Origin of the sequence: Candidatus Methylolitoribacter marinus, from assembly GCF_051853155.1 — a bacterium.
Lineage (GTDB): Bacteria > Pseudomonadota > Gammaproteobacteria > Burkholderiales > Methylophilaceae > BACL14.
On the sequence record NZ_CP124221.1, the window covers coordinates 581,503 to 601,966 of the forward strand.

The 20,464-nt window shown below is 34.5% G+C and carries 14 protein-coding genes and 3 tRNA genes; 14 read left to right on the forward strand and 3 right to left on the reverse strand.

From position 1 onward, the window contains the following. Window positions 1-79 precede the first annotated feature (79 nt). The 6 genes from glnE to QFA95_RS03140 all read left to right on the forward strand — a co-directional run bounded on the left by glnE (window position 80) and on the right by QFA95_RS03140 (window position 6,779). Window positions 80-2,617, forward strand: a complete 2,538-nt coding sequence (gene glnE, locus QFA95_RS03115) for a bifunctional [glutamate--ammonia ligase]-adenylyl-L-tyrosine phosphorylase/[glutamate--ammonia-ligase] adenylyltransferase (RefSeq protein WP_486463374.1) — start codon at window positions 80-82, stop codon at window positions 2,615-2,617. Window positions 2,618-2,759: 142 nt separating this feature from the next. After that, entirely contained in the window at window positions 2,760-3,710 is a 951-nt protein-coding gene (gene tal, locus QFA95_RS03120; RefSeq protein ID WP_486463375.1) for a transaldolase, read from the forward strand. Window positions 3,711-3,815: 105 nt separating this feature from the next. Continuing rightward, complete coding sequence (hxlA, locus tag QFA95_RS03125; protein WP_486463376.1) at window positions 3,816-4,445, forward strand: 3-hexulose-6-phosphate synthase; 630 nt, start codon at window positions 3,816-3,818, stop codon at window positions 4,443-4,445. A 102-nt stretch (window positions 4,446-4,547) separates the two neighbouring features. Further along, on the forward strand, window positions 4,548-5,087 hold the full coding sequence (gene hxlB, locus QFA95_RS03130) for a 6-phospho-3-hexuloisomerase (RefSeq protein WP_486463377.1): 540 nt from the start codon (window positions 4,548-4,550) through the stop codon (window positions 5,085-5,087). Window positions 5,088-5,148: 61 nt separating this feature from the next. After that, entirely contained in the window at window positions 5,149-6,501 is a 1,353-nt protein-coding gene (gene pabB, locus QFA95_RS03135) for an aminodeoxychorismate synthase component I (protein ID WP_486463378.1), read from the forward strand. 5 nt (window positions 6,502-6,506) lie between these two features. Further along, window positions 6,507-6,779, forward strand: a complete 273-nt coding sequence (locus QFA95_RS03140) for a 4a-hydroxytetrahydrobiopterin dehydratase (RefSeq protein WP_486463379.1) — start codon at window positions 6,507-6,509, stop codon at window positions 6,777-6,779. On the opposite strand, the gene QFA95_RS03145 is transcribed toward QFA95_RS03140, so the two are convergent. Genes QFA95_RS03145 through QFA95_RS03155 form a run of 3 tightly spaced genes read right to left on the reverse strand, consistent with a single transcriptional unit; the run spans window position 6,768 to window position 12,357 of the window. Beyond that, a complete protein-coding gene (locus QFA95_RS03145) occupies window positions 6,768-9,872 on the reverse strand; it encodes an efflux RND transporter permease subunit (RefSeq protein ID WP_486463380.1) in 3,105 nt (1,034 codons plus the stop codon). The genes QFA95_RS03140 and QFA95_RS03145 overlap by 12 nt on opposite strands. After that, on the reverse strand, window positions 9,873-10,943 hold the full coding sequence (locus QFA95_RS03150; protein ID WP_486463381.1) for a hypothetical protein: 1,071 nt from the start codon (window positions 10,941-10,943) through the stop codon (window positions 9,873-9,875). Continuing rightward, a complete protein-coding gene (locus tag QFA95_RS03155; RefSeq protein ID WP_486463382.1) occupies window positions 10,936-12,357 on the reverse strand; it encodes a TolC family protein in 1,422 nt (473 codons plus the stop codon). The genes QFA95_RS03150 and QFA95_RS03155 overlap by 8 nt, the downstream gene beginning before the upstream one ends. Before the next feature lie 127 nt (window positions 12,358-12,484). Here QFA95_RS03155 and QFA95_RS03160 point away from each other — a divergent pair. The 8 genes from QFA95_RS03160 (at window position 12,485) to QFA95_RS03195 (ending at window position 20,462) form a co-directional block, all read left to right on the forward strand. After that, window positions 12,485-12,569 (forward strand) — tRNA-Leu (locus QFA95_RS03160). A 59-nt stretch (window positions 12,570-12,628) separates the two neighbouring features. Then, the gene (gene tig / locus QFA95_RS03165; RefSeq protein WP_486463383.1) at window positions 12,629-13,933 is read left to right on the forward strand and encodes a trigger factor; all 1,305 of its coding nucleotides are present in this window, start codon (window positions 12,629-12,631) and stop codon (window positions 13,931-13,933) included. A gap of 1 nt (window position 13,934) precedes the next feature. Then, window positions 13,935-14,558, forward strand: coding sequence for an ATP-dependent Clp endopeptidase proteolytic subunit ClpP (clpP, locus tag QFA95_RS03170; protein WP_486463384.1), 624 nt, complete (start codon window positions 13,935-13,937; stop codon window positions 14,556-14,558). A gap of 21 nt (window positions 14,559-14,579) precedes the next feature. Continuing rightward, on the forward strand, window positions 14,580-15,836 hold the full coding sequence (gene clpX / locus QFA95_RS03175; RefSeq protein WP_486463385.1) for an ATP-dependent Clp protease ATP-binding subunit ClpX: 1,257 nt from the start codon (window positions 14,580-14,582) through the stop codon (window positions 15,834-15,836). A gap of 77 nt (window positions 15,837-15,913) precedes the next feature. Beyond that, window positions 15,914-18,322, forward strand: a complete 2,409-nt coding sequence (gene lon, locus QFA95_RS03180; RefSeq protein WP_486463386.1) for an endopeptidase La — start codon at window positions 15,914-15,916, stop codon at window positions 18,320-18,322. A gap of 57 nt (window positions 18,323-18,379) precedes the next feature. Continuing rightward, window positions 18,380-18,455, forward strand: a tRNA-Val gene (locus tag QFA95_RS03185). Window positions 18,456-18,461: 6 nt separating this feature from the next. Beyond that, window positions 18,462-18,538 (forward strand) — tRNA-Asp (locus QFA95_RS03190). Window positions 18,539-18,578: 40 nt separating this feature from the next. Further along, a complete protein-coding gene (locus tag QFA95_RS03195) occupies window positions 18,579-20,462 on the forward strand; it encodes a SurA N-terminal domain-containing protein (protein ID WP_486463387.1) in 1,884 nt (627 codons plus the stop codon). The last annotated feature ends 2 nt before the right edge of the window (window positions 20,463-20,464 follow it).

Below are 20,464 nucleotides of genomic sequence, written 5' to 3' on the forward strand. Positions count from 1 at the left end.
CAAAACTAGTAATTCTGCCAAATTCACAATCAAATGTCATTAATTAATGTAACATTAGTTAAAACTCCTGTTCAAGTATATGAAAGATTTTGATAAAGATATTGCATACATTTCAAGCATAAGTCGTTACTTTGCTAGACTTATTAAAAATGATGAGTACCTTGAATACATTCGAGCATCATACTCAGAGTCTTTTTGTAAAATTGATGTTGAAAATATTTTATTGTTCGATGTCCATGATGAAAAAAGCTTTCTAAGATCAATTAGAATCGCAAAAAATAAAATCTTAATGCGATTAATTTTTTGTGATTTAAAACAAATTATTCATTATGAAGATGTTGTAGACATCTACTCATATTTTGCTGATCTCGTTATACAAAAGACTTTTACTTTTTATGCTGAGAGTTTTAATTGTAAAAAAGAAAATTTTTATATCATCGCAATGGGAAAATTGGGGGGCCAAGAGCTTAATGTGGCTTCAGATATCGATTTAATATTTGCTCATGACAATGACACGTCTGATAATCAACAGGTCTTAGAGTTAGCAAAAAAAATTATCTACGCACTCGAAAATAATGATGAGAATGGTTTTGTATTTCATGTTGATATTAGATTAAGACCTCATGGCAGTGAAGGAAGGTTAGTCCCATCATTAAATTTTATTGAAGACTATTATCTTAATTACGGCAGAGAATGGGAGCGCTATGCATGGATAAAGCATAGAGTGATTGTTGGTAATGAAGATAAGATTTCTAACCTAATCACCCCTTTTGTTTATAGAAAATATTTGGACTATAAAACGATCTCCGAGATTAGAAATTTAAAAAAATTAATCAAAAAAGATTTAAATGAAAAAAATAAACTAAATGATATTAAATTGGGTGTTGGCGGAATTAGAGAGATTGAGTTTATTGTTCAGGCAATCCAACTGATTAGGGGTGGAAAAAATCCACATCTTAGAGTAAAAAATACGCTTGAATCTTTGCAACAAATCTTTTATGAAAAGGTCCTTAATAAGGACGAATATAGTAAATTAAAAACAGCTTATATTTTTCTTAGGAATACCGAACATAGAATTCAGTATCTTGATAACAAACAAACTCATTTGATACCAGGAGGCGATGACTTAAATCTTTTATCACAAAGCTTTAAGTTAGATTCTGAAGAGTTTTTATTGAAGCTTAATAGCTTTAGAGAATCTATTAATTTTCAATTTGTTAATTTTTTCAAAATCGAAAATGATCATGAAGAAGAGGTGGGTCAATTCCATGATAAAGAAAATAAAGATTTGGTTGATAATTTAGCAAAGTCAAAACGCTGGAATAAATTATCTATTTCAAATCAAGAAAAAATTCTTACTCTTTTTAGATTATTAGATGAAGAAATTCTCATCAATAATTACAAGAAAGACCAAAAAGTTTTTTTAAGGGTATTCGACCTTATTGAAACAATATCTTCGAGATCAAATTACATCACATTTTTTATTGAATATACCGATTGCTTTAAATCAGTTATTAGGTTTGCCTCTTATAGCTCTTGGATTATTGATTATATTAAAAAACATCCAATTTTGATTGATGACCTTTTAATTAATCATGGCAATTATGAAGTTGACTATGACGAATTACATGCACGAACCTTGGAAACGTTAATTAAACTCAAAAGCCTAGATGAGCAATTAGATTATCTGAGAGATTTTAAGCATAAGTTAATTTTTCAACTCGCTATTTTGGAAATTAAAGGTGAAATTAAATTGGAAGCGGTTTCTGATGAGTTGTCGAACATTGCTGATTTTTTTATTAACATCACCATCGATTTTCTAAAACAAAAATTTAATAATGACGACCTTTTTGATTCATTTGCTATTGTTGCCTATGGAAAATATGGCGCGAAGGAGATGAGCTATGCATCTGACTTGGATATTGTTTTTCTATATGAAGATACCGGATATGATAAGTCAGAATTTATTAATATTGCCAAGAAGCTAAGCACGTGGTTTTCTAGTTACACAAATGCTGGAATTTTATATGAATTAGATTTAGCTCTCAGGCCTAATGGGAATAATGGCTTGTTGGTCAGCTCATTTGATGCTTTTGAAAAATACCAAATGGAACAAGCATGGTTATGGGAACATCAAGCATTATCAAAAGCAAGGTGTTGTTACGGAAATGAAGCTTTAAACAATAAATTTAACAAAATACGACACAAAGTCTTAACTAAACCGAGAAACATTAAAGAACTAAAACATGAAATATTTAAAATGCGTCAAAAGATGTATAGTCAGAATAACTTCAAAGCTGATAGTTTCGATTTAAAAAATGATAAAGGTGGGTTAATTGATATTGAGTTTTTAGTCCAGTTTTTTGTATTGATGTATTCAAATAAACATGAAAATTTATTGTTAAATATAGGTAACTTGGCATTAATTAAAGCTTTGGAGAATTATCAGTTAATTAAAAGTGATGAGTCAATGCTTCTCAAAAAAGCATATCTTTTATACAGACAAGAAATTCACAAATTAGCATTAAATAATCAAACTAATTCATCGGTAGATAGTGAGCTCATGGAGAATCTTCCACATAAAGTTCATCAATGTTTTTTATTTTATCTTTCATAGATTTAATAATAATTGCAGTCTTTAATTGATATTGTTAGAATTTAGTTCTTTGGATATTTCCCCAAAAATATAGAGTTATTCATTATTAAGGTTTAAACCCAGACTGGTTTGAATCTTTGAAAAAGTCAAAACGGAGAAAAAAATGGCATCTTTATTAGAACAATTAAAATCAATGACCACTATTGTTGCAGACACTGGTGAAGTTGATGCAATTAAAACGCTTAAGCCTGTTGATGCAACAACAAACCCATCATTACTATTAAAGGCTAGTCAACTTCCACAATGTGAATCAATGATTGAAGAAGCAATTGCTTATGCAAAGGCTCAAGGAGGTTCTACGGAGGAGCAAGTTGAAAATGCAGCAGACAAGTTAGCTGTGGCTGTTGGTCTAGAGATTCTGAATCACATCCCAGGACGTATCTCGACAGAGGTTGATGCAAGCTTATCTTTTAATATCGACAAGATGGTTCAGAAGGGTAAAAAGCTCATTAAACTTTACAACGATGCTGGCGTATCTAATGATCGTGTGCTTATTAAATTAGCTTCTACATGGGAAGGTATCAAAGCAGGTGAAATTCTTGAAAAAGAGGGTATTAACTGTAACTTAACCCTTTTATTCAGTTTTGCTCAAGCTAGAGCGTGTGCTGAAGCTGGTGTTTTCCTCATTTCTCCATTTGTTGGAAGAATCATGGATTGGTACAAGGCAAAAACTGGTCAAGAGTATGCTCCAGCTGATGACCCAGGCGTGCAGTCAGTAACCAGAATTTACAACTGGTACAAAGAACATGGCTTCAACACGGTTGTTATGGGCGCATCTTTTAGAAATGTCGGCGAGATTACTGAATTAGCTGGCTGTGATCGATTAACTATTGCTCCTGCTCTACTTACTGAGCTTGAGAACACTGACGGCACTTTAGATAAGAAACTGGTTGATAATGGGGCTAAAACCGAAAAACCTGCAAAACTAACCGAAGAACAATTCAGATTCGATCATAATGAAGATGCGATGGCAACTGAGAAGCTTGCTGAAGGAATTAGAAACTTTGTTGTTGATCAAAATAAACTTGAAAAAGCACTTGCTGAGAAACTGTAAGCTTTTTTGAATTGACAAGAAAACTATCTACCTATAATATTCCCGTTCTAACAGGAAATAGGTAGATATTCTATTTTTTATAAATTTTATCGGGAGATATAAACGATGGCATTAACACAAGTCGCATTAGACTCATTAGATTTTGACGCAACAGTTGCTTTAGCTGAAAAAGTTGCAGCAAATGTTGATATTTTAGAAATTGGTACTCCATGCATTAAGCACAACGGTATCAAATTATTAGAAACTTTAAGAGCTAAGTTCCCAAACAACTTAATCTTAGTTGACCTTAAAACAATGGATGCTGGCGAATATGAAGCTGAGCCATTCTATAAAGCTGGTGCTGACATTTGTACAGTGCTTGGCGCTTCAGGTATCGCAACAATTAAAGGCGTTATTGCAGCTGCTAAAAAATACGGCAAAGAAGTTCAAGTTGATATGATCAACGTTGACGACAAAGCAACTTTAGCTAAAGAAGCTGTTGCTGCTGGCGCACAAATCATCGGTGTTCACACTGGTCTTGACGCTCAAGCTGCTGGTCATACACCATTTGAAGATTTAGCTGCTATTGCTGCTCTGAACACAGGCGCTAAAATCTCAGTTGCTGGCGGTGTTAAAGCTGCTACAACTCAACAAGTTAAAGATGCTGGTGCTGCAATTATCGTTGCTGGTGCTGCAATCTATGGCGCTGCTGATCCAGCTGCTGCTGCTAAAGAAATTACAGACATTGCTCACTAATCGAGTAAAAATCTAGTATTTTTTAAAATCCCGACTCAGGTCGGGATTTTTTTTGGTATTATCTTGTTTTATTTATGAATTCATTAATTTAAGGGATGCTGAATGGATACACAAAAACTTATTTTAGATAGATTAACTACAGTACTTTCAGAAACTGATAAAAGTAATGCAGCTAAATTAAAAGCACTTGTTGACGGTGCTGGAAGAATTTTCGTTGGTGGAGCTGGTCGTTCTGGACTTGTTTCACGTTTCTTTGCAATGCGTCTTGTTCATTCAGGTTATCAAGTGAATATGGTGGGTGAGGTTGTTACACCTGCAATGAAGGATGGTGACTTACTTGTAGTAATTTCTGGATCTGGTGGAACTAAGACTCTATTACCTATTCTTGAAACGGCAAAATCGAAGGGTGGCAAGATTGCGGTTATTTCACAAAAAACAAGTTCGGCAATGGCTGAGATTGCTGATTTGGTTGTACAAGTTGGTAATGATGACAGTTATTCGACCTACACGGAAGGTATGCCAATGGGTACTGTGTTTGAGTTATCAACATTAGTTTACTTAGAGGCAGTGATTGCGGAAATTATCTTTGACAAGGGTCTAACTGAGGAAGGCATGAGAGCGATTCATGCTAATTTAGAGTAATATCCATTTTTTTTAATTAAAAAGGGAGCATTAGCTCCCTTTTTTGTTTAAAATTTTTAGAATGCATATTTTTGATCTTCCTTATCAAGAAAACTCATCCATCTGGTTTGATAAATTCGCTTCGAGTCGCACTCCGATATTTCTTGATAGCTGTTTTCAAGCTAATAACCATCTAAATGATTTTAATCGATATGATTTGATCTGCTGGGATCCTTTTATAGAAATAATTCAAAAGGGGTTTAAGACTCTAATCATTAAGGATGGTACATCTTTCTTATCTGATGAATCATTTGCTGAGATTGTAGATGTCATTTATTCAGGTTTATTAGATAGCTATGAAAATAATTCTTTATTGCCATTCACAGGCGGCTTGATTGGTTATCTCTCATATGAGTTTGGTCAAAAAAGCACAAAGGATACAGTTTTACCTCATGCAAGAGCGAATGCATATAAAAATACTATTCTTGTTGATCACCTTGAAAAGAAAACATACTTTATTAGTTTTGATAAAAAAAGAGATGCAGAGTTAATTTATGATCAATGCTTGAATCATGAAAAAGAGATCATCGATGAGTTTGTTATCACAGAACCAATAGTGAATATTGAATCTTTCGAGGACTATAAACGTAAATTTAATAAGATCCAGCAATACATTATCGATGGTGATGTTTACCAGGTTAATTTAGCCACAAAATTTTCTACTAAATACTCAGGAGATCCATGGGTTTTTTATAAAAAATTTCGTGAAATAAATAAATCTCCCTACATGGCCTATTTGAAGTTTGAAGATTATGCGATTATTTCAGGCTCGCCAGAGCAATTTATTTCAGTCAATGGGTCAACTATCACCTCGCGACCGATAAAGGGCACCATGCCACGTGGGGATGACCCAAAGTCAGATTGCGATAATTATGAGAAATTGAGCTCCAGCGAGAAAGATAAAGCAGAAAATTTAATGATAGTGGACTTGATCAGAAATGATTTAGGAAAAAATTGTGACACAGGTTCTGTTAATGTAAAAAAATTATTTACCATTGAGAGTTATCCAAACGTCCATCATCTAGTGAGCTCTATTGAAGGACAGCTGAAGAAAGAAATATCTCCATGGACTGCATTTTGTGACAGCTTTCCCGGTGGATCAATTACCGGTGCTCCAAAGAAAAGATCAATAGAAATTATTAGTGAGTTAGAAAGTTTTTCTAGAGAGGTTTATTGCGGATCAATCTTTTATTTATCTTTTAATAAGACCCTGAATTCTAATATCGCAATACGATCCTTAATTGCTTATGATGAAAAATTAGAATATTTTTCGGGAGGAGGTATTACTAAAAGCTCGACAGTAAAAAGTGAGTACAATGAAATATTTAATAAAGCTGCAAATATTGAAAAAGCTATTTCCTACTTTAGAAGGTAATTAAAATGAATGAAGAATTAATGAGTAAAATTAAAGCAGATTTAACTGAATGGACGATTCAAAATGAATTGCTTGTTAAAGAATTTGTATTTTCAACCTTTCAAGATGCAATTCATTTTGTTAATGCAGTCGCAAAAATTGCAGATGAAGCAGACCATCATCCAGATATTTTTATCTCATATAATAAGGTTAAAATCTTATTAATCACCCATGATCTCGGCGAAATTTCCGAAAAAGATTATGCACTCGCCAAAGAAATTAAATCTTTAGAAGTTTAAAAATTTTGTCTTTTTGAAATCACCATAATTCAGTAAAACGGTAGGTAATATTAAGAGATTTAAAATGGTAGAGGTGAATAAACCTCCGATAATGATCATGGCCATAGGACCTTCGATTTCTTTTCCAGGCTCTCCAGAACCAATTGCAATCGGAAGCAGGGCGAGACCAGCCACCAGGGCAGTCATTAAAATAGATGGTAACCTCTCCGATGCCCCGAGGATGCATGTTTCTAAATTCCATGCGTGACCTTCGTAATCCACAAGATGTTGATAATGTGAAATCAGCATTATCGAATTTCTTAATGTAATTCCAAATAGTGTCACGAACCCAACAAGCGAGCCAATTGATATCCAGCCCCCATGAAGCGAGGCTGCAATCACACCTCCAATTAAAGCAAAAGGTAAATTAAGGAGAGTTAAGCTGAGATTTTTTAATGTCCCAAATGCAATATAGAGCATCAAAAGAACCCCAGCAATTGCAATAGCCGAGTGCGCAATCAAATCTTCACGTGATTTAGCATTTTCTTGTGCCTCACCAGTTATCTCGAAATAATTTCCTGAACCCAGCTGGAGTTGCTCGAGACCTTTTTTTACATTACTCACATAATCATTTAGGTCATAATTATTAATATTAGATGTTATTGTTTGCACTCGCTTACCACCCTGATGCAGTATCTTGGATCGTCCACTAACCTGACTTATTTGAGCAATATCTCCTAATTCAACAATCTGACCTGAAGAAGAGCTGAGGGGTAATTTTTTAATATCTTCAAGGTCATCTTTGAATTCTGAATCTATTGTAACGGCAATGTCAACTGGAATCATCCTTTCATAAATTTGTGCTACCGGTAAATTTTCATAGGCTGCTCGGATTACATCTAGAGCATCTGCACGGGAAATACCATAGTTAGTTAGTTGTTCTGGTAACAATTTAATATTGACTTGAGGGTTTCCAGGAGGAGATTGCAACATAATATCTTTTGAGCCTGGAAGAGTCTCTAACATTTGAGCAACTTTAATGGCATCCTGATCGAGTGTATCTAAATTCTTACCGTACAGATTGATAACCACTGCTGCATTGTAGCCAGAGATAGTTTCTTCAATTCGCTCAGTCAAAAAAGTATTGATTGCAAAATTAACTCCAACAAAACCATTATTCTTATCATAAACAATATCCTGAATTGATTTCAAGATTCTCCTTTGATCATCTCCAGATTTTTTAGACAACTCAATCTCAAATTCACTGTAATGAGTTCCAAATGTGTCTGCACCAAGCGGCGAACGCCCAACCCATTGAGCTATAGATTGCACACCATCGATTTGAAGAAGCTGTTCTGAAACTAAATTACCAATGCGCAGTGACTCATTTTCAGATGTTCCTGGATATGCAGTCATGTGCATAATGTAATGACCTTCATTCAGGGGTGGGATAAAGTGTGTTTTAAATAAGGGTATAAAAGATAGTCCAAATGCAATTACAAATAATGAGATAATTAAGACAACTTTAGAGTGCGATTCAATGCTAAGCAGTAATTTACGATAGTTTCTTTTTAATGACTTAATGACTGGTGAGTCCTCAGTGTTCAAATTCTCATTTTGCCCTAACAACATAAAGCTCATCGCAGGTGTAACGGTGAGTGCAACTAAAAGTGATGCCAAGATAGAAAGTATGTAAGCAATCCCTAATGGACCAAAGAGCTTGCCAGCAACCCCTGTTAATGACAATAATGGTAAAAATACAATAACTATTATGAGTGTTGCATAGACTACTGATTTTCTGACTTCCATTGAGGATTCAAAAACAACCTGATAAAGAGGTTTCTTATTTTTTAAAGTTTTATTTTCTCGAAGCCGGCGAAAAATATTTTCAACATCAATGATGGCATCATCAACAACTTCACCCAGAGCGATCGCCAGACCACTAAGCACCATAACATTTAAACCTAGGTTCATATGACTCATGACAGAAATTGCAGATAAAAGAGACAAGGGGATAGCTATTGCTGAAATAAAGGCTGTTCTAAAGTTAAAGAGGAATAGATATAAAATTCCAATAACCAATATAGCCCCGATAATAATATCTACCCTGAGACCTTTTATTGAAGCATCAATAAAATTTGCGGGTTTAAAAAGTTCTGGATGTATAGTTATTTCTTCTTTTTCAGCAATTGGCAATAAAGATTGGATTGCGATATCAAGGTTTTTAGTTAACTCATAGGTGTCCGATCCAAGTTGACCTTGTATGGACAAATAAACTCCAATTTGACCATTGATTGACGCACTACTTATGGATGGAACAAACCCATCCTCAATAATTGCTACATCTTTTAACCTGAGTTGCTTTCCTTGTTGGTTGGTTAATGATGTTTGTTCAAGTTCTTGTATAGTGAGCGCCTGGCCTTCGGTGTTAATAATAATTCTTTGATTTTCATTTTGAATAAAACCACCACCTCGAACAGCTGATGCTTTTTGTGCAGCTGTGAATATATCTTGTAAGCTCAGATCATTTTCTAATAATTTTTTTGGAATTGTTTTGATTTGATACTGCCTGACCTTTCCACCGAATCGATTAACATCGGCTACACCCTCTACACTCATTAAGTGCGGAATAATAACGTTATCCGCAAAAGTTCTTAATTCAATTTCATTTGCGGTAGCTGAAGTTAAACCAATCCCAAGAACACTTGATGCTGAAGAGGTTAAGGGTGTAATTTTAGGGATAATATTAGCAGGTAAGATATTTGTGAGCGTTGATAGTTTTTCTGTGATGGATTGTCTATTTCTATAAATATCCGTGTCTTCATTAAAAACTACAGTAACTACTGAAAGTCCTGGTATGGATTGAGACCTAATCTGCTTTATGCCAATTGTTCCAGAAACCATAACCTCAATCGGGCGGGTGACTAATTTTTCGACAAGATCAGAAGAAAAGCCTGGGGACTCTGTCTGAATAACTACCTGGGTAGGGGAGAATTCAGGAAAAACATTTAATGGACTATTTTTAATTTGAACGATACCGTACACAACCACAATTAAAGCCAGACCAATAATCACTCCAGCATATTTAATTGAAAATTTTATTAATGATGACACTTAATCCTCATTCTCATTTTTTATCTGATACTTATATTCTTCTGATAGAAGAAGTTGAGCACCTTTGGAAACAATAATGTCATTTGTTGAAAGTGCTTCCGAAATTACCAGCCATCCATCTTTAATCTCATTTTCAAGAGAGACTGGTTTTTTCACAAAGAGAAAAGGCTCTTCTTCAATGTAGACCCATGGTAAACCGTTACTCCAAACTATTGAGCTGCTTTGCACTTCATAGCGATTCATTTGTTTATCATTGTTTTGTTTTTCTTTATAAAAACCAATCAGCTTTGATCCAATTCTTATATCAGGAGATTGAATTAAATAATAAAAGGTTTGACCAAGGATACTGGGTTCGATGGTAGGTGCTTTATCTAAATATATCCCCTCAGTTTCGTTATTACCATTGATCGGTGTAAAAATTATTTTATGCGGGATAGAGTTATCACTATCGCTAGAGGGGAGGGTAATTTTTACTAATCGAGCCTCACCATTAAGTAGAGGATTTAATTGTTTATCTTTAGCTTTACCAGTAATGGCCATATAAAATTTATTGCCCCACTGGGATAATACTTTTTGTTGGAGATTTTTCTTTAAAACTACTTTTTTTTCAACAGACACTTTCAGATTATTGACTAATGTTTGTTGATCAAGAAGAGCTTGATCAGAGATATTTTTTCCATCTGCATTTAAATCAACAAATGCGAGATATTTTTTTTCTTCTGTATTAATTTGATTTTGTAATGTATTGATTTCTTGCATTAACTGATCGTATATATTTTTTAGATCAATTAATGTATCTGTCGCCTGAACTATTCCATAATTAGAAAATGAGGATTGCTTATTTGAGCTGATAATTTTTGTAGTTTGAATGCCGCTATTTTTTACTATCGCTTCTGTCAATCTTATTTGATTTAAACCTTCATCATTTACTTCAATAAACGACAAGGTTTCCTCTTCATCAAATAAATCATCATCTACAAACTCATCACTGCCCATTAAAATAACGACCCAAATAAGCAAAATAATCACGAATGATTGAATAACAATAATCATTAAGCTTTTTTTATTCATTTGGTTCTTTTTCTACGTGCAGTTGACTAACAAATGGGATATGAAATGTTTTTTCAATCTCATAACCTCCCTGAATTCGATTATATAAGCTATCTAAATAAATATAATCAATTTCGTATAATTTTATTTTTTCTTGTTCGAGTTCAAGACGACTAAGAATGCCGTTATTAAATTTTTTTTCTAAACTGATTAGTAGTAATTCCTTTTCATCATATAAAATCTTGGCGTTATTATATTTTTCTGATGAGTCATTTAAGTAAGACAACAATGTATCAATGTCGTTAGATATTTTCAGTTGTAGATCTATTATCTTTGAAGATTCTGACTCTCTGAATTTTTCTGCTTTGGCAATTAATGCTTTGTTTTTTTCTAAGTTGGGAATGAGAGTAGATATTCCTAGTGTCCAAATTTTATCTCCAAAGTCATATAAATAAGCAGGACTAAATTTGATATCTGGATACTGTTTAGCAATTTCAAGCTTGAGATTAGCTTCAGCTTTTGCATAACTTGCTAGATCTCTTCTTAAGTCAATTCTGGTTTGAATCGCTTGCTCCCGCGTAAAAGAAATATTTTCATCATTAATAGTTTCAATTTTATTCATCAGGTTATTAATTATGTCATCGGCAAGGATAGGATTTTTTTCTAAATGATGTATCTTAATCCCTGCGTTTTGAGCAATTTGTTTACGAATTCTGAGTTGATTTAATTGAAGATTCTTTAGTGTATTTTCAGTTACCTGAAGAGCAATTTTTGATTGTTGCAGTTGAATATTATCTTCTAATCCTTTTTCAAACCTTTTTTTTGTCATCAGATAAACAGATTGACGAGAGAATAATTCATTTTTTATAGCATTTATTTTTTTTATATTAAAGGCATATTCGGTGAGTGCATTAATCAACATTAATCTTTCATTCCATGAAAGCAACCTATAATCTTCATAGGCTGATTGGGATGTATTAAGTGCTATTTCATATCGAATCAATCGTTTATTTGCTGTTTCAAACGGGAACATCACCCCTAAGCCTTCAACATCTTTGGATAAGTCATCGTTAGCACCATCTCCTGAGCCCACTTCGATTCCAATGGATGACTGTGGTCGAAATTTTGCTATGACTTCATCACTTTTGACAGTTTGATATTGTTTCTGTGCTGTTTTTATTTTTGTGTTGTAAAAATATAATGATGCTAATAAATTGTCGGTATTCCAACCATTATTTGAGGCCGGCACATCTTGTCCAAGCGTGGTTATAAATTGTGAAAAAATCTCAGCTTGTGGGTCTTGATTATCAATGGCAACATTGTTGTTACTTAAATCGATATCTTTTTTTGAATACGGAATAAGCTGGCATCCAGTAATGTTTAGAATGACCAAGAAAATAATAATGATAGAACTAAAAAAATTAGAGAAAATCAAAGTAAGCAGTGTAATTTAAATAGGTTTAAGTATTAGTTAATTCTAACAAATTTATCTATTAAATTTTATGGAATTTATTTATCAAAAATCTATCCAAAATGGTATAATCTGCGGTTCTCTGGTACATGCGAGAGTGGCGGAATTGGTAGACGCACTGGATTTAGGTTCCAGCGCCTAAAAGCGTGAGAGTTCGAGTCTCTCCTCTCGCACCATTAAATTATAAAACTTAAGTTACAAATTAGTTATTTAAAAGATTTTATTAGGATTGAACATGACACAAGCTGTTGAAAAAATTAATGATATTGAAAGAAAAGTTAAGGGGAAAATTATTATTGCTCCGCTTGAGAATGAAATTAAGCAAAGATTCATTCAAGTATCAAAGAATGCAAAGATCCAAGGTTTCCGACCAGGAAAAGCTCCAATGAGCATAATTGAAAAACAATATGGTCCGGATATTAGATCTGAAGTTTATTCAAGAGCAATTGAAAACCAGTTTGGTCAGATCGTACAGGAAAATAAATTAAATATTGTTGGTATGCCTCAAATCAATCATGATCCTCTTCCTGAAATTAAAGATGATTTTGAGTTCACCGCTACTTTTGAGGTTCTGCCTGAGGTGAAAGACATTGATTTTAAAAAAATAGAAATCATACAGCCAGACGTGAAATTAACCAAAAAAGATGTCGATGCAACTATTGATGTCATGCTAAAACAAAGAGCAACATTTAAAAAAGTAGATCGTGCTTCTAAATTGGGTGACCGCGTTGGTGTGAAACTAGAATCTTTCATTGATGGAAAGACTGCTGAATCAACTGGCTCACAAATTCTTAACTTTATACTTGGGGATAAAAATCGATTAGAAGTTTTTGATAAAGAGTTGGTTGGATTAAAAGCTTCTGATATGAAAGATTTTGAAATCCATTATCCAAAAGATCATGAGCCAGCACAGCTGGCAGACAAAAAGGTTAAATATACTGTTGTTATCAATGAAGTTAATGAAATGGAGCTTCCAAAAATTGATGCAGATTTTGCCAAGTCGCTCGGAGTTGATAGCGGTGATGTTGATGAGATGAAAAAGCAAATTGAAGAATCATTGGCTGAAGAAGTTGAAAAGCGTGTGAAACTTAAAGAAAAAGACCAAGTATTTGTTGAGCTTGTTAAACATGCAAAATTTGAGTTACCAAAATCTATAGTTGACAATGAGTCATATCGCTTAATGCAGCAGATGATTGAAAATATGGAAAGACAGGGTGCGAAAGCCAAGGACTTAAAATTAGAACCATCTATGTTTAATGAAAGAGCAGAGCAAACAGCACGTTTAAGAATTGTTTTAGCGCATTTGGTTGATAAGGAAAAATTACAAGCAACCGAAGATCAGATTAAATCTAAAATTGAAGAATTTTCAAAATCATATGATGAGCCTGAAAAAGCAGTTCAATGGTTTTATGAAAAACAAGAGCGTTTAAATGAACCTGCAGCTCTTGCGACTGAAGATAATGTCGTGAATTTTGTTTCAAAGGCTTGTAAGATCAAAAAGGAAAAAGTTTCATTCGACGAATTAATGGGTAACAATTAACATGTCATTTGATAAATTCTCAACATCCAATAGACCTATGGGGCTGGGCTATATCCCAATGGTTGTCGAACAAAGTGGCAGGGGTGAAAGAGCATATGATATTTACTCAAGACTGTTAAAAGAAAGAGTTATCTTTTTGGTTGGGCCAGTCGACGATATGACCGCTAACCTGGTTGTAGCCCAACTTCTTTTTTTAGAGGCTGAAAATCCAGATAAAGATATTTCCTTATACATTAATTCACCAGGAGGTTCTGTGACCGCTGGTATGGCGATTTATGACACCATGCAGTTCATTAAGCCTGATGTGAGTACTTTGTGTATCGGCCAAGCCGCTAGCATGGGAGCTCTTTTATTAACGGCTGGAGCAAAAAATAAGCGTTTCTGTCTTCCTAATTCAAGAGTGATGATTCATCAACCACTGGGAGGATTTCAAGGTCAAGCATCTGATATTGAAATACATGCCAAAGAAATTCTCTATCTCAAAGATAAATTAAATAGAATCTTATCGCAACATACAGGTCAAGACATTAAGACGATCTCAAAAGATACAGACAGAGACAACTTTATGAGCTCTGAGGATGCAGTAAAATATGGACTTGTGGACAAAGTCATTAACGAAAGATAATTTATTTAGGTATATTCTGCTATGAGTGACCAGGATAAAGATAAATCGCTATTTTGTTCCTTTTGTGGAAAAAATCAGCACGAAGTAAAAAAACTAATTGCTGGTCCATCTGTTTTTATTTGTGATGAGTGTATTGATCTTTGCACTGACATTATCAAAGAGGAAATAAAAGCTGCCGATTCAAAAAAATCTGTTGATACCGATTATATTCCTAAGCCTCAAGAAATATTTGATCAATTAAACCAACATATTATTGGTCAAAATCATGCGAAAAAATCATTGTCTGTCGCTGTATATAATCATTATAAAAGGCTCGGTAGTCATGGTGATGACGATATAAAAATTGCTAAAAGTAATATTCTACTGATTGGCCCGACCGGGTCTGGTAAAACATTATTAGCACAATCCTTAGCCTCATTCCTCAACGTTCCTTTTGTTATTGCTGATGCAACTACATTGACCGAAGCGGGTTATGTTGGTGAGGATGTCGAAAACATTATGCAAAAATTATTGCAAAAATGTGATTACGATGTCAGCAAAGCTCAAAAAGGAATTATTTACATTGATGAGGTCGATAAAATCTCAAGAAAATCGGATAATCCTTCGATTACTCGTGATGTCTCAGGAGAGGGTGTTCAACAAGCATTACTAAAATTGATTGAGGGTACCGTAGCCTCTGTTCCACCTCAAGGTGGAAGAAAGCATCCGAATCAAGAATTTGTTCAAATTGATACATCTAATATTCTGTTTATCTGTGGCGGGGCATTTGATGGACTAGAAAAAGTTATTCAAAGAAGATTGGAAAGTAATAGTATAGGTTTTGGAGCAAATGTGGCTTCAAAAAATGACAGCAGGACCACATACCAACTTTTAAAAGAGACTGAATCTGAGGATTTGGTTAAATTTGGTCTTATCCCTGAATTCATTGGACGTTTACCGGTTATCTCAGCGCTTGAGCCTCTTGATATTGATGCATTAACTAAGATTCTCATTGAGCCGAAAAATGCATTGATTAAACAGTATAAGAAATTATTAGAAATTGAAGGAGTGGAATTAGAGTTTAGAGATCAGGCATTGATTCATATTGCAAAAAAAGCTCTTGCTCGAAACACTGGGGCTAGGGGTCTTCGATCAATATTAGAGGAAACACTTCAGGATGTCATGTTTGACATCCCATCTGATAAAACAATTGAAAAAGTAATCATTGACGAAAAGACGATTACTGAAAAAAATAAGCCAATTTTAATCCACTCAGATCAAAAAAAAATTAATCAATAATTCTATTAATTCCTTGAATTATTCAGATTAGCCCTCATAATAAATACTAAGAATAAATAATCTTTTATATATCAAATATGGCTCAAGAAATAATTAACCCTATTACCCCCTTATTACCCTTACGAGATGTTGTTGTCTATCCTCAGCTTGTTATTCCTTTGTTTGTTGGACGTGACAAGTCAATTAAAGCAATTGAGAAAGCAAATAATGGAGATAAACAGATACTGCTAGTTGCTCAAAAGTCAGCAAACAAAGATGATCCGGACGTTAAAGATTTGTTTGAAATTGGAACCTTAGCTACAATCCTACAAATGTTAAAGCTTCCTGATGGAACAGTTAAAGTTCTAGTGGAAGGAATTGAGAGAATTCAATTAACTAAGTTTTATGATTCTGGTGAATTTTGGTCTGCAGAATCCAAGGTTATTAAATCTCGTGAAGTGAAGGATAAAAAATCAATCGCATTGATGCGAACACTATATTCTCAGTTTGATCAGTATGTGAAGCTCAATAAGAAAATTCCGCCTGAGTTATTGACAACTTTGTCATCAATTGAAGAACCTGGACGCATGGCTGACTCGATTGCAGCAAATTTAAATCTTAAGCTTCAGGATAAGCAAAAATTACTTGAGACAATAAATATTCGTGAAAGACTTGATCTTTTATTATCTCTCCTTGAGGCTGAGCTTGATATTCTGCAGGTAGAAAAAAGAATCAGGGGGCGTGTTAAACGCCAGATGGAAAAATCTCAAAGAGAGTATTATCTAAACGAGCAAGTTAAGGCTATTCAAAAGGAACTTGGCGAACAAGATGAAACAGCTGAATTTGATGAATTAGAGAAAAAAATTAACACTGTTGGAATGTCTAAAGAGGCCCAGGATAAAGCTCTGGGTGAGTTAAGAAAGTTAAAAATGATGTCACCAATGTCTGCAGAGGCTTCCGTGGTGAGAACCTATATTGAAACTTTGATCAACCTTCCTTGGTCGAGCAAAACTAAAATCAATTCAAGTCTCAAAGATGCGGAAACAATTTTAGATGCTGATCATCATGGCCTTGATAAGGTCAAAGAAAGAATCATTGAATATTTAGCAGTGCAACAAAGAGTGGACAAGGTCAAATCTCCAATCCTCTGTCTTGTCGGTCCTCCTGGCGTTGGTAAAACTTCTCTAGGGCAAAGTATTGCTAAGGCAGTCAACCGTAAATTTATCAGAATGGCACTAGGTGGGGTTCGCGATGAATCAGAAATCAGAGGACACCGAAAAACTTATATTGGCTCCATGCCGGGAAAAGTTTTACAAAATATGACCAAAGTTGCTGTTAATAATCCATTATTCCTTTTAGACGAAGTGGATAAAATGGGACAGGACTTCAGAGGAGATCCATCATCTGCTTTGTTAGAAGTTTTAGATCCTGAGCAAAACCACACCTTTATTGATCACTATGCAGAGGTAGAATACGATCTTTCTGATGTCATGTTTGTGGCAACTGCAAATACTTTAAATATTCCTGAACCACTTTTGGATCGTATGGAAATTATTCGATTACCTGGTTACACGGAGCAAGAGAAAATAGATATTGCTCTCACCCATTTGGTACCAAAACAACTTAAGGCTCATGGATTAAAAAGAAGTGAGTTGAGTATCGCGCATTCAGCAGTGAAAAGCATTATACAATTTTACACGCGTGAAGCTGGGGTTAGAAGATTAGAGCAAGAGATAGCAAAAATCTGCCGAAAATCAGTCAAACAGCTTCTTACTAAGAAAAAACTGACAAAGTTATCAGTTACGGCAAAGAATATTAATGATTTCTTAGGTATTAAAATTTATGACATTGGACTAGCCTCGAAAAAAAGCCAAGTTGGTCAGGTGACAGGCTTAGCCTGGACACAAGTTGGAGGTGAGCTATTAACAATTGAATCAGTAATTATGCCTGGTAAAGGAAAAATAAACCTCACCGGCAAACTTGGTGATGTCATGAAAGAATCTATTCATGCTGCGCTAAGTGTTGTGCGAAGTCGTTCTAAAAGGCTACATATCTCAGAAGAGTTTTATGAAAAGAATGATTTTCATATTCACCTACCAGAAGCCGCGACACCAAAAGATGGCCCTAGTGCTGGAATTGGTATGACCACGGGTATTATTTCATCTTTAACTGGAATTCCTGTGCGCGCAGATGTTGCAATGACGGGTGAAATTACTTTAAGAGGAGAAGTTTTGCCAATTGGAGGACTTAAAGAAAAATTATTAGCAGCTCATCGTGGAGGAGTAAAAAAGGTAATCATTCCTCATCTTAATGCAAAAGATCTGATTGATATCTCTCAAGAGGTGCTAAAGAAAGTTGAAGTAATTCCAGTCAAAACAATCGATGAGGTGCTCAAAATTGCTCTGACCAAAGATCCTGAGAGTTTAAAAGTCAGTAAAACAAGAACTGCAAAAAAAGCAGTTTCAAAGAACCATTTAGAGAAAATTGACAAATCTATCGCTCATTAAATTTAAGCTAGCATTTCATCATTTCTTATTGTAGAATGGCGTCCTCGATATTATTTTGGGTGCTTAGCTCAGCTGGTAGAGCGTCGCCCTTACAAGGCGAATGTCGGCGGTTCGACCCCGTCAGCACCCACCAAAATAAGGAGTGGTAGTTCAGTTGGTTAGAATACCGGCCTGTCACGCCGGGGGTCGCGGGTTCGAGTCCCGTCCACTCCGCCAACTTTATAGAACTTTTTGAAGCAAGAAGGTCATAAAAATCATGTTAGAAACAATTAGAAATGGTTTAGAAAAAAAATGGGCTAAGGTAGTATTAGTGATCATTGTAGTTCCTTTTGCTCTTTTTGGTATTGACTCTTACCTCAACTCAATGGGTTCAAATGTCACAGTAGCCTCAGTGAATAATTTTGAGATTACTGCACAAGATTTTCAGCGCTCCATGATGGTTCTTCAAGAAAGACTTGATGCTGAAGGGCAAGATAGATCAATCCTTCAATCTCCAGAATTTAAAAAAAGTGTTATTGATTCTTTAGTTGACAGTCAGTTGATTAAGTCAGCAGTCGATAAATATAACTTCCGTATTTCTGATGACCAGCTATCGACCTATATTGTTGGTATGCCTGACTTTCAAGAGAATGGTAAATTTTCACAAGACAGATACGATCAAATTGTTCAATATAACGGCCTCACACCAAAGAAACTTGAACAGCAAATACGAGGTGACATGGCAACTCAGCAAATTCAAGGCACTTTGGCTAACTTAACTTTTTTCCCGAAAAAAAATATTGAAGAGATAGCGAAGATTGCCTATCAAAAAAGACATGTCAAACTTTATGACATGTTACTTCTTGATTATGAGGATAAAGTTAAAGTATCAGATGACGAAATCAAGGAGTTCTATGAGGCGAATACCGATTCTTTCATTCGACCAGATCAGGTCAAAATAGAGTTTGTTGTATACTCTGTCGCCAATATCGTTCCTAATGTGAGTGTTTCTGATGAGGAAGTTAAAGAGTTTTACGAGTTCAATAAACAAAACTATGAAGGTGATGAAGAGCGTTCCGCTAGCCATATTTTATTTTTAGCTGATGCTTCTCAATCTGATGATGAGGTGGAAAAAGTCAGACAAAAGGCATCTAATGTATTAAAAGATATTAAAAAAAATCCTAAGAAATTTGAGGAGTTCGCTAAAGATCTATCCCAGGATCCAGAATCAGCTAAAAATGGAGGTTCGCTTGGATTCTTCAAACGAGGGGTGATGGTTAAGGAATTTGAAGAGACTGCTTTTACATTAAATAAAGGTGAAATTTCTGACTTGGCCAGAACAGATTTTGGCTTCCATATTATTCGTTTAGATGATATCAAAGGTGATCAAGTATCATTCAAGGATGTTAAAACCCAAGTAAAAGGTGAGCTTTTGTATGGAAAAGCTTTGGAAATTTACAATACCAATGCTGAAGATTTTAGTAATATCGTCTACGAGCAAAAAGAGTCTTTAGATCCTGTCATTGAAAAATATAACCTAGAGGTTCAACAAAGCCCTTGGATGTCAAAAGCTGATGCAGAGAATTTCTTTAACAACCCTGTTTTTTCTGAAGCCGTTTTTGACCAAACTATCATTGATAACAAGTTTAATACCCCAGCCGTTGAAGTTTCTCCCAATAATCTTGTTTCTGCGAGGGTTATAGATTTTAGAAAGTCTGAGACTCAGTCATTAGATGATGTAAAAGATAATATCAAAACATTTTTAATGAAGAGAAACTCTCAAGAAAATTTAATTAATGATGGCAATAAGTTAGTGGAAGCGCTGCAAAACGGATCTGTAAAAGAACCAGAGTGGATTGATGAATTAACTATTGATAGATCTGATAAACAGGGATTATCTGACGTCATTTCAGAAGAGATTTTTAAAATGAACGCATCTGATTTGCCAGTTTACTCTGGAATTTATGACCCTAAAGGCGAATTTATGGTTATTAAACTAGACAAAGTTGACTCTGACAATATCTTGAAAGAAGATGTTGAATTCTTTAATGAAGAGTTCATGGCTGCTATTGAAAAAGAAATTGAAAAATCTTATATTGAAGATTTAAGAGCTGATTCAAAAGTAAAAATCAACTCTAAGTTTCTTCAATTTGCGCAGTAATT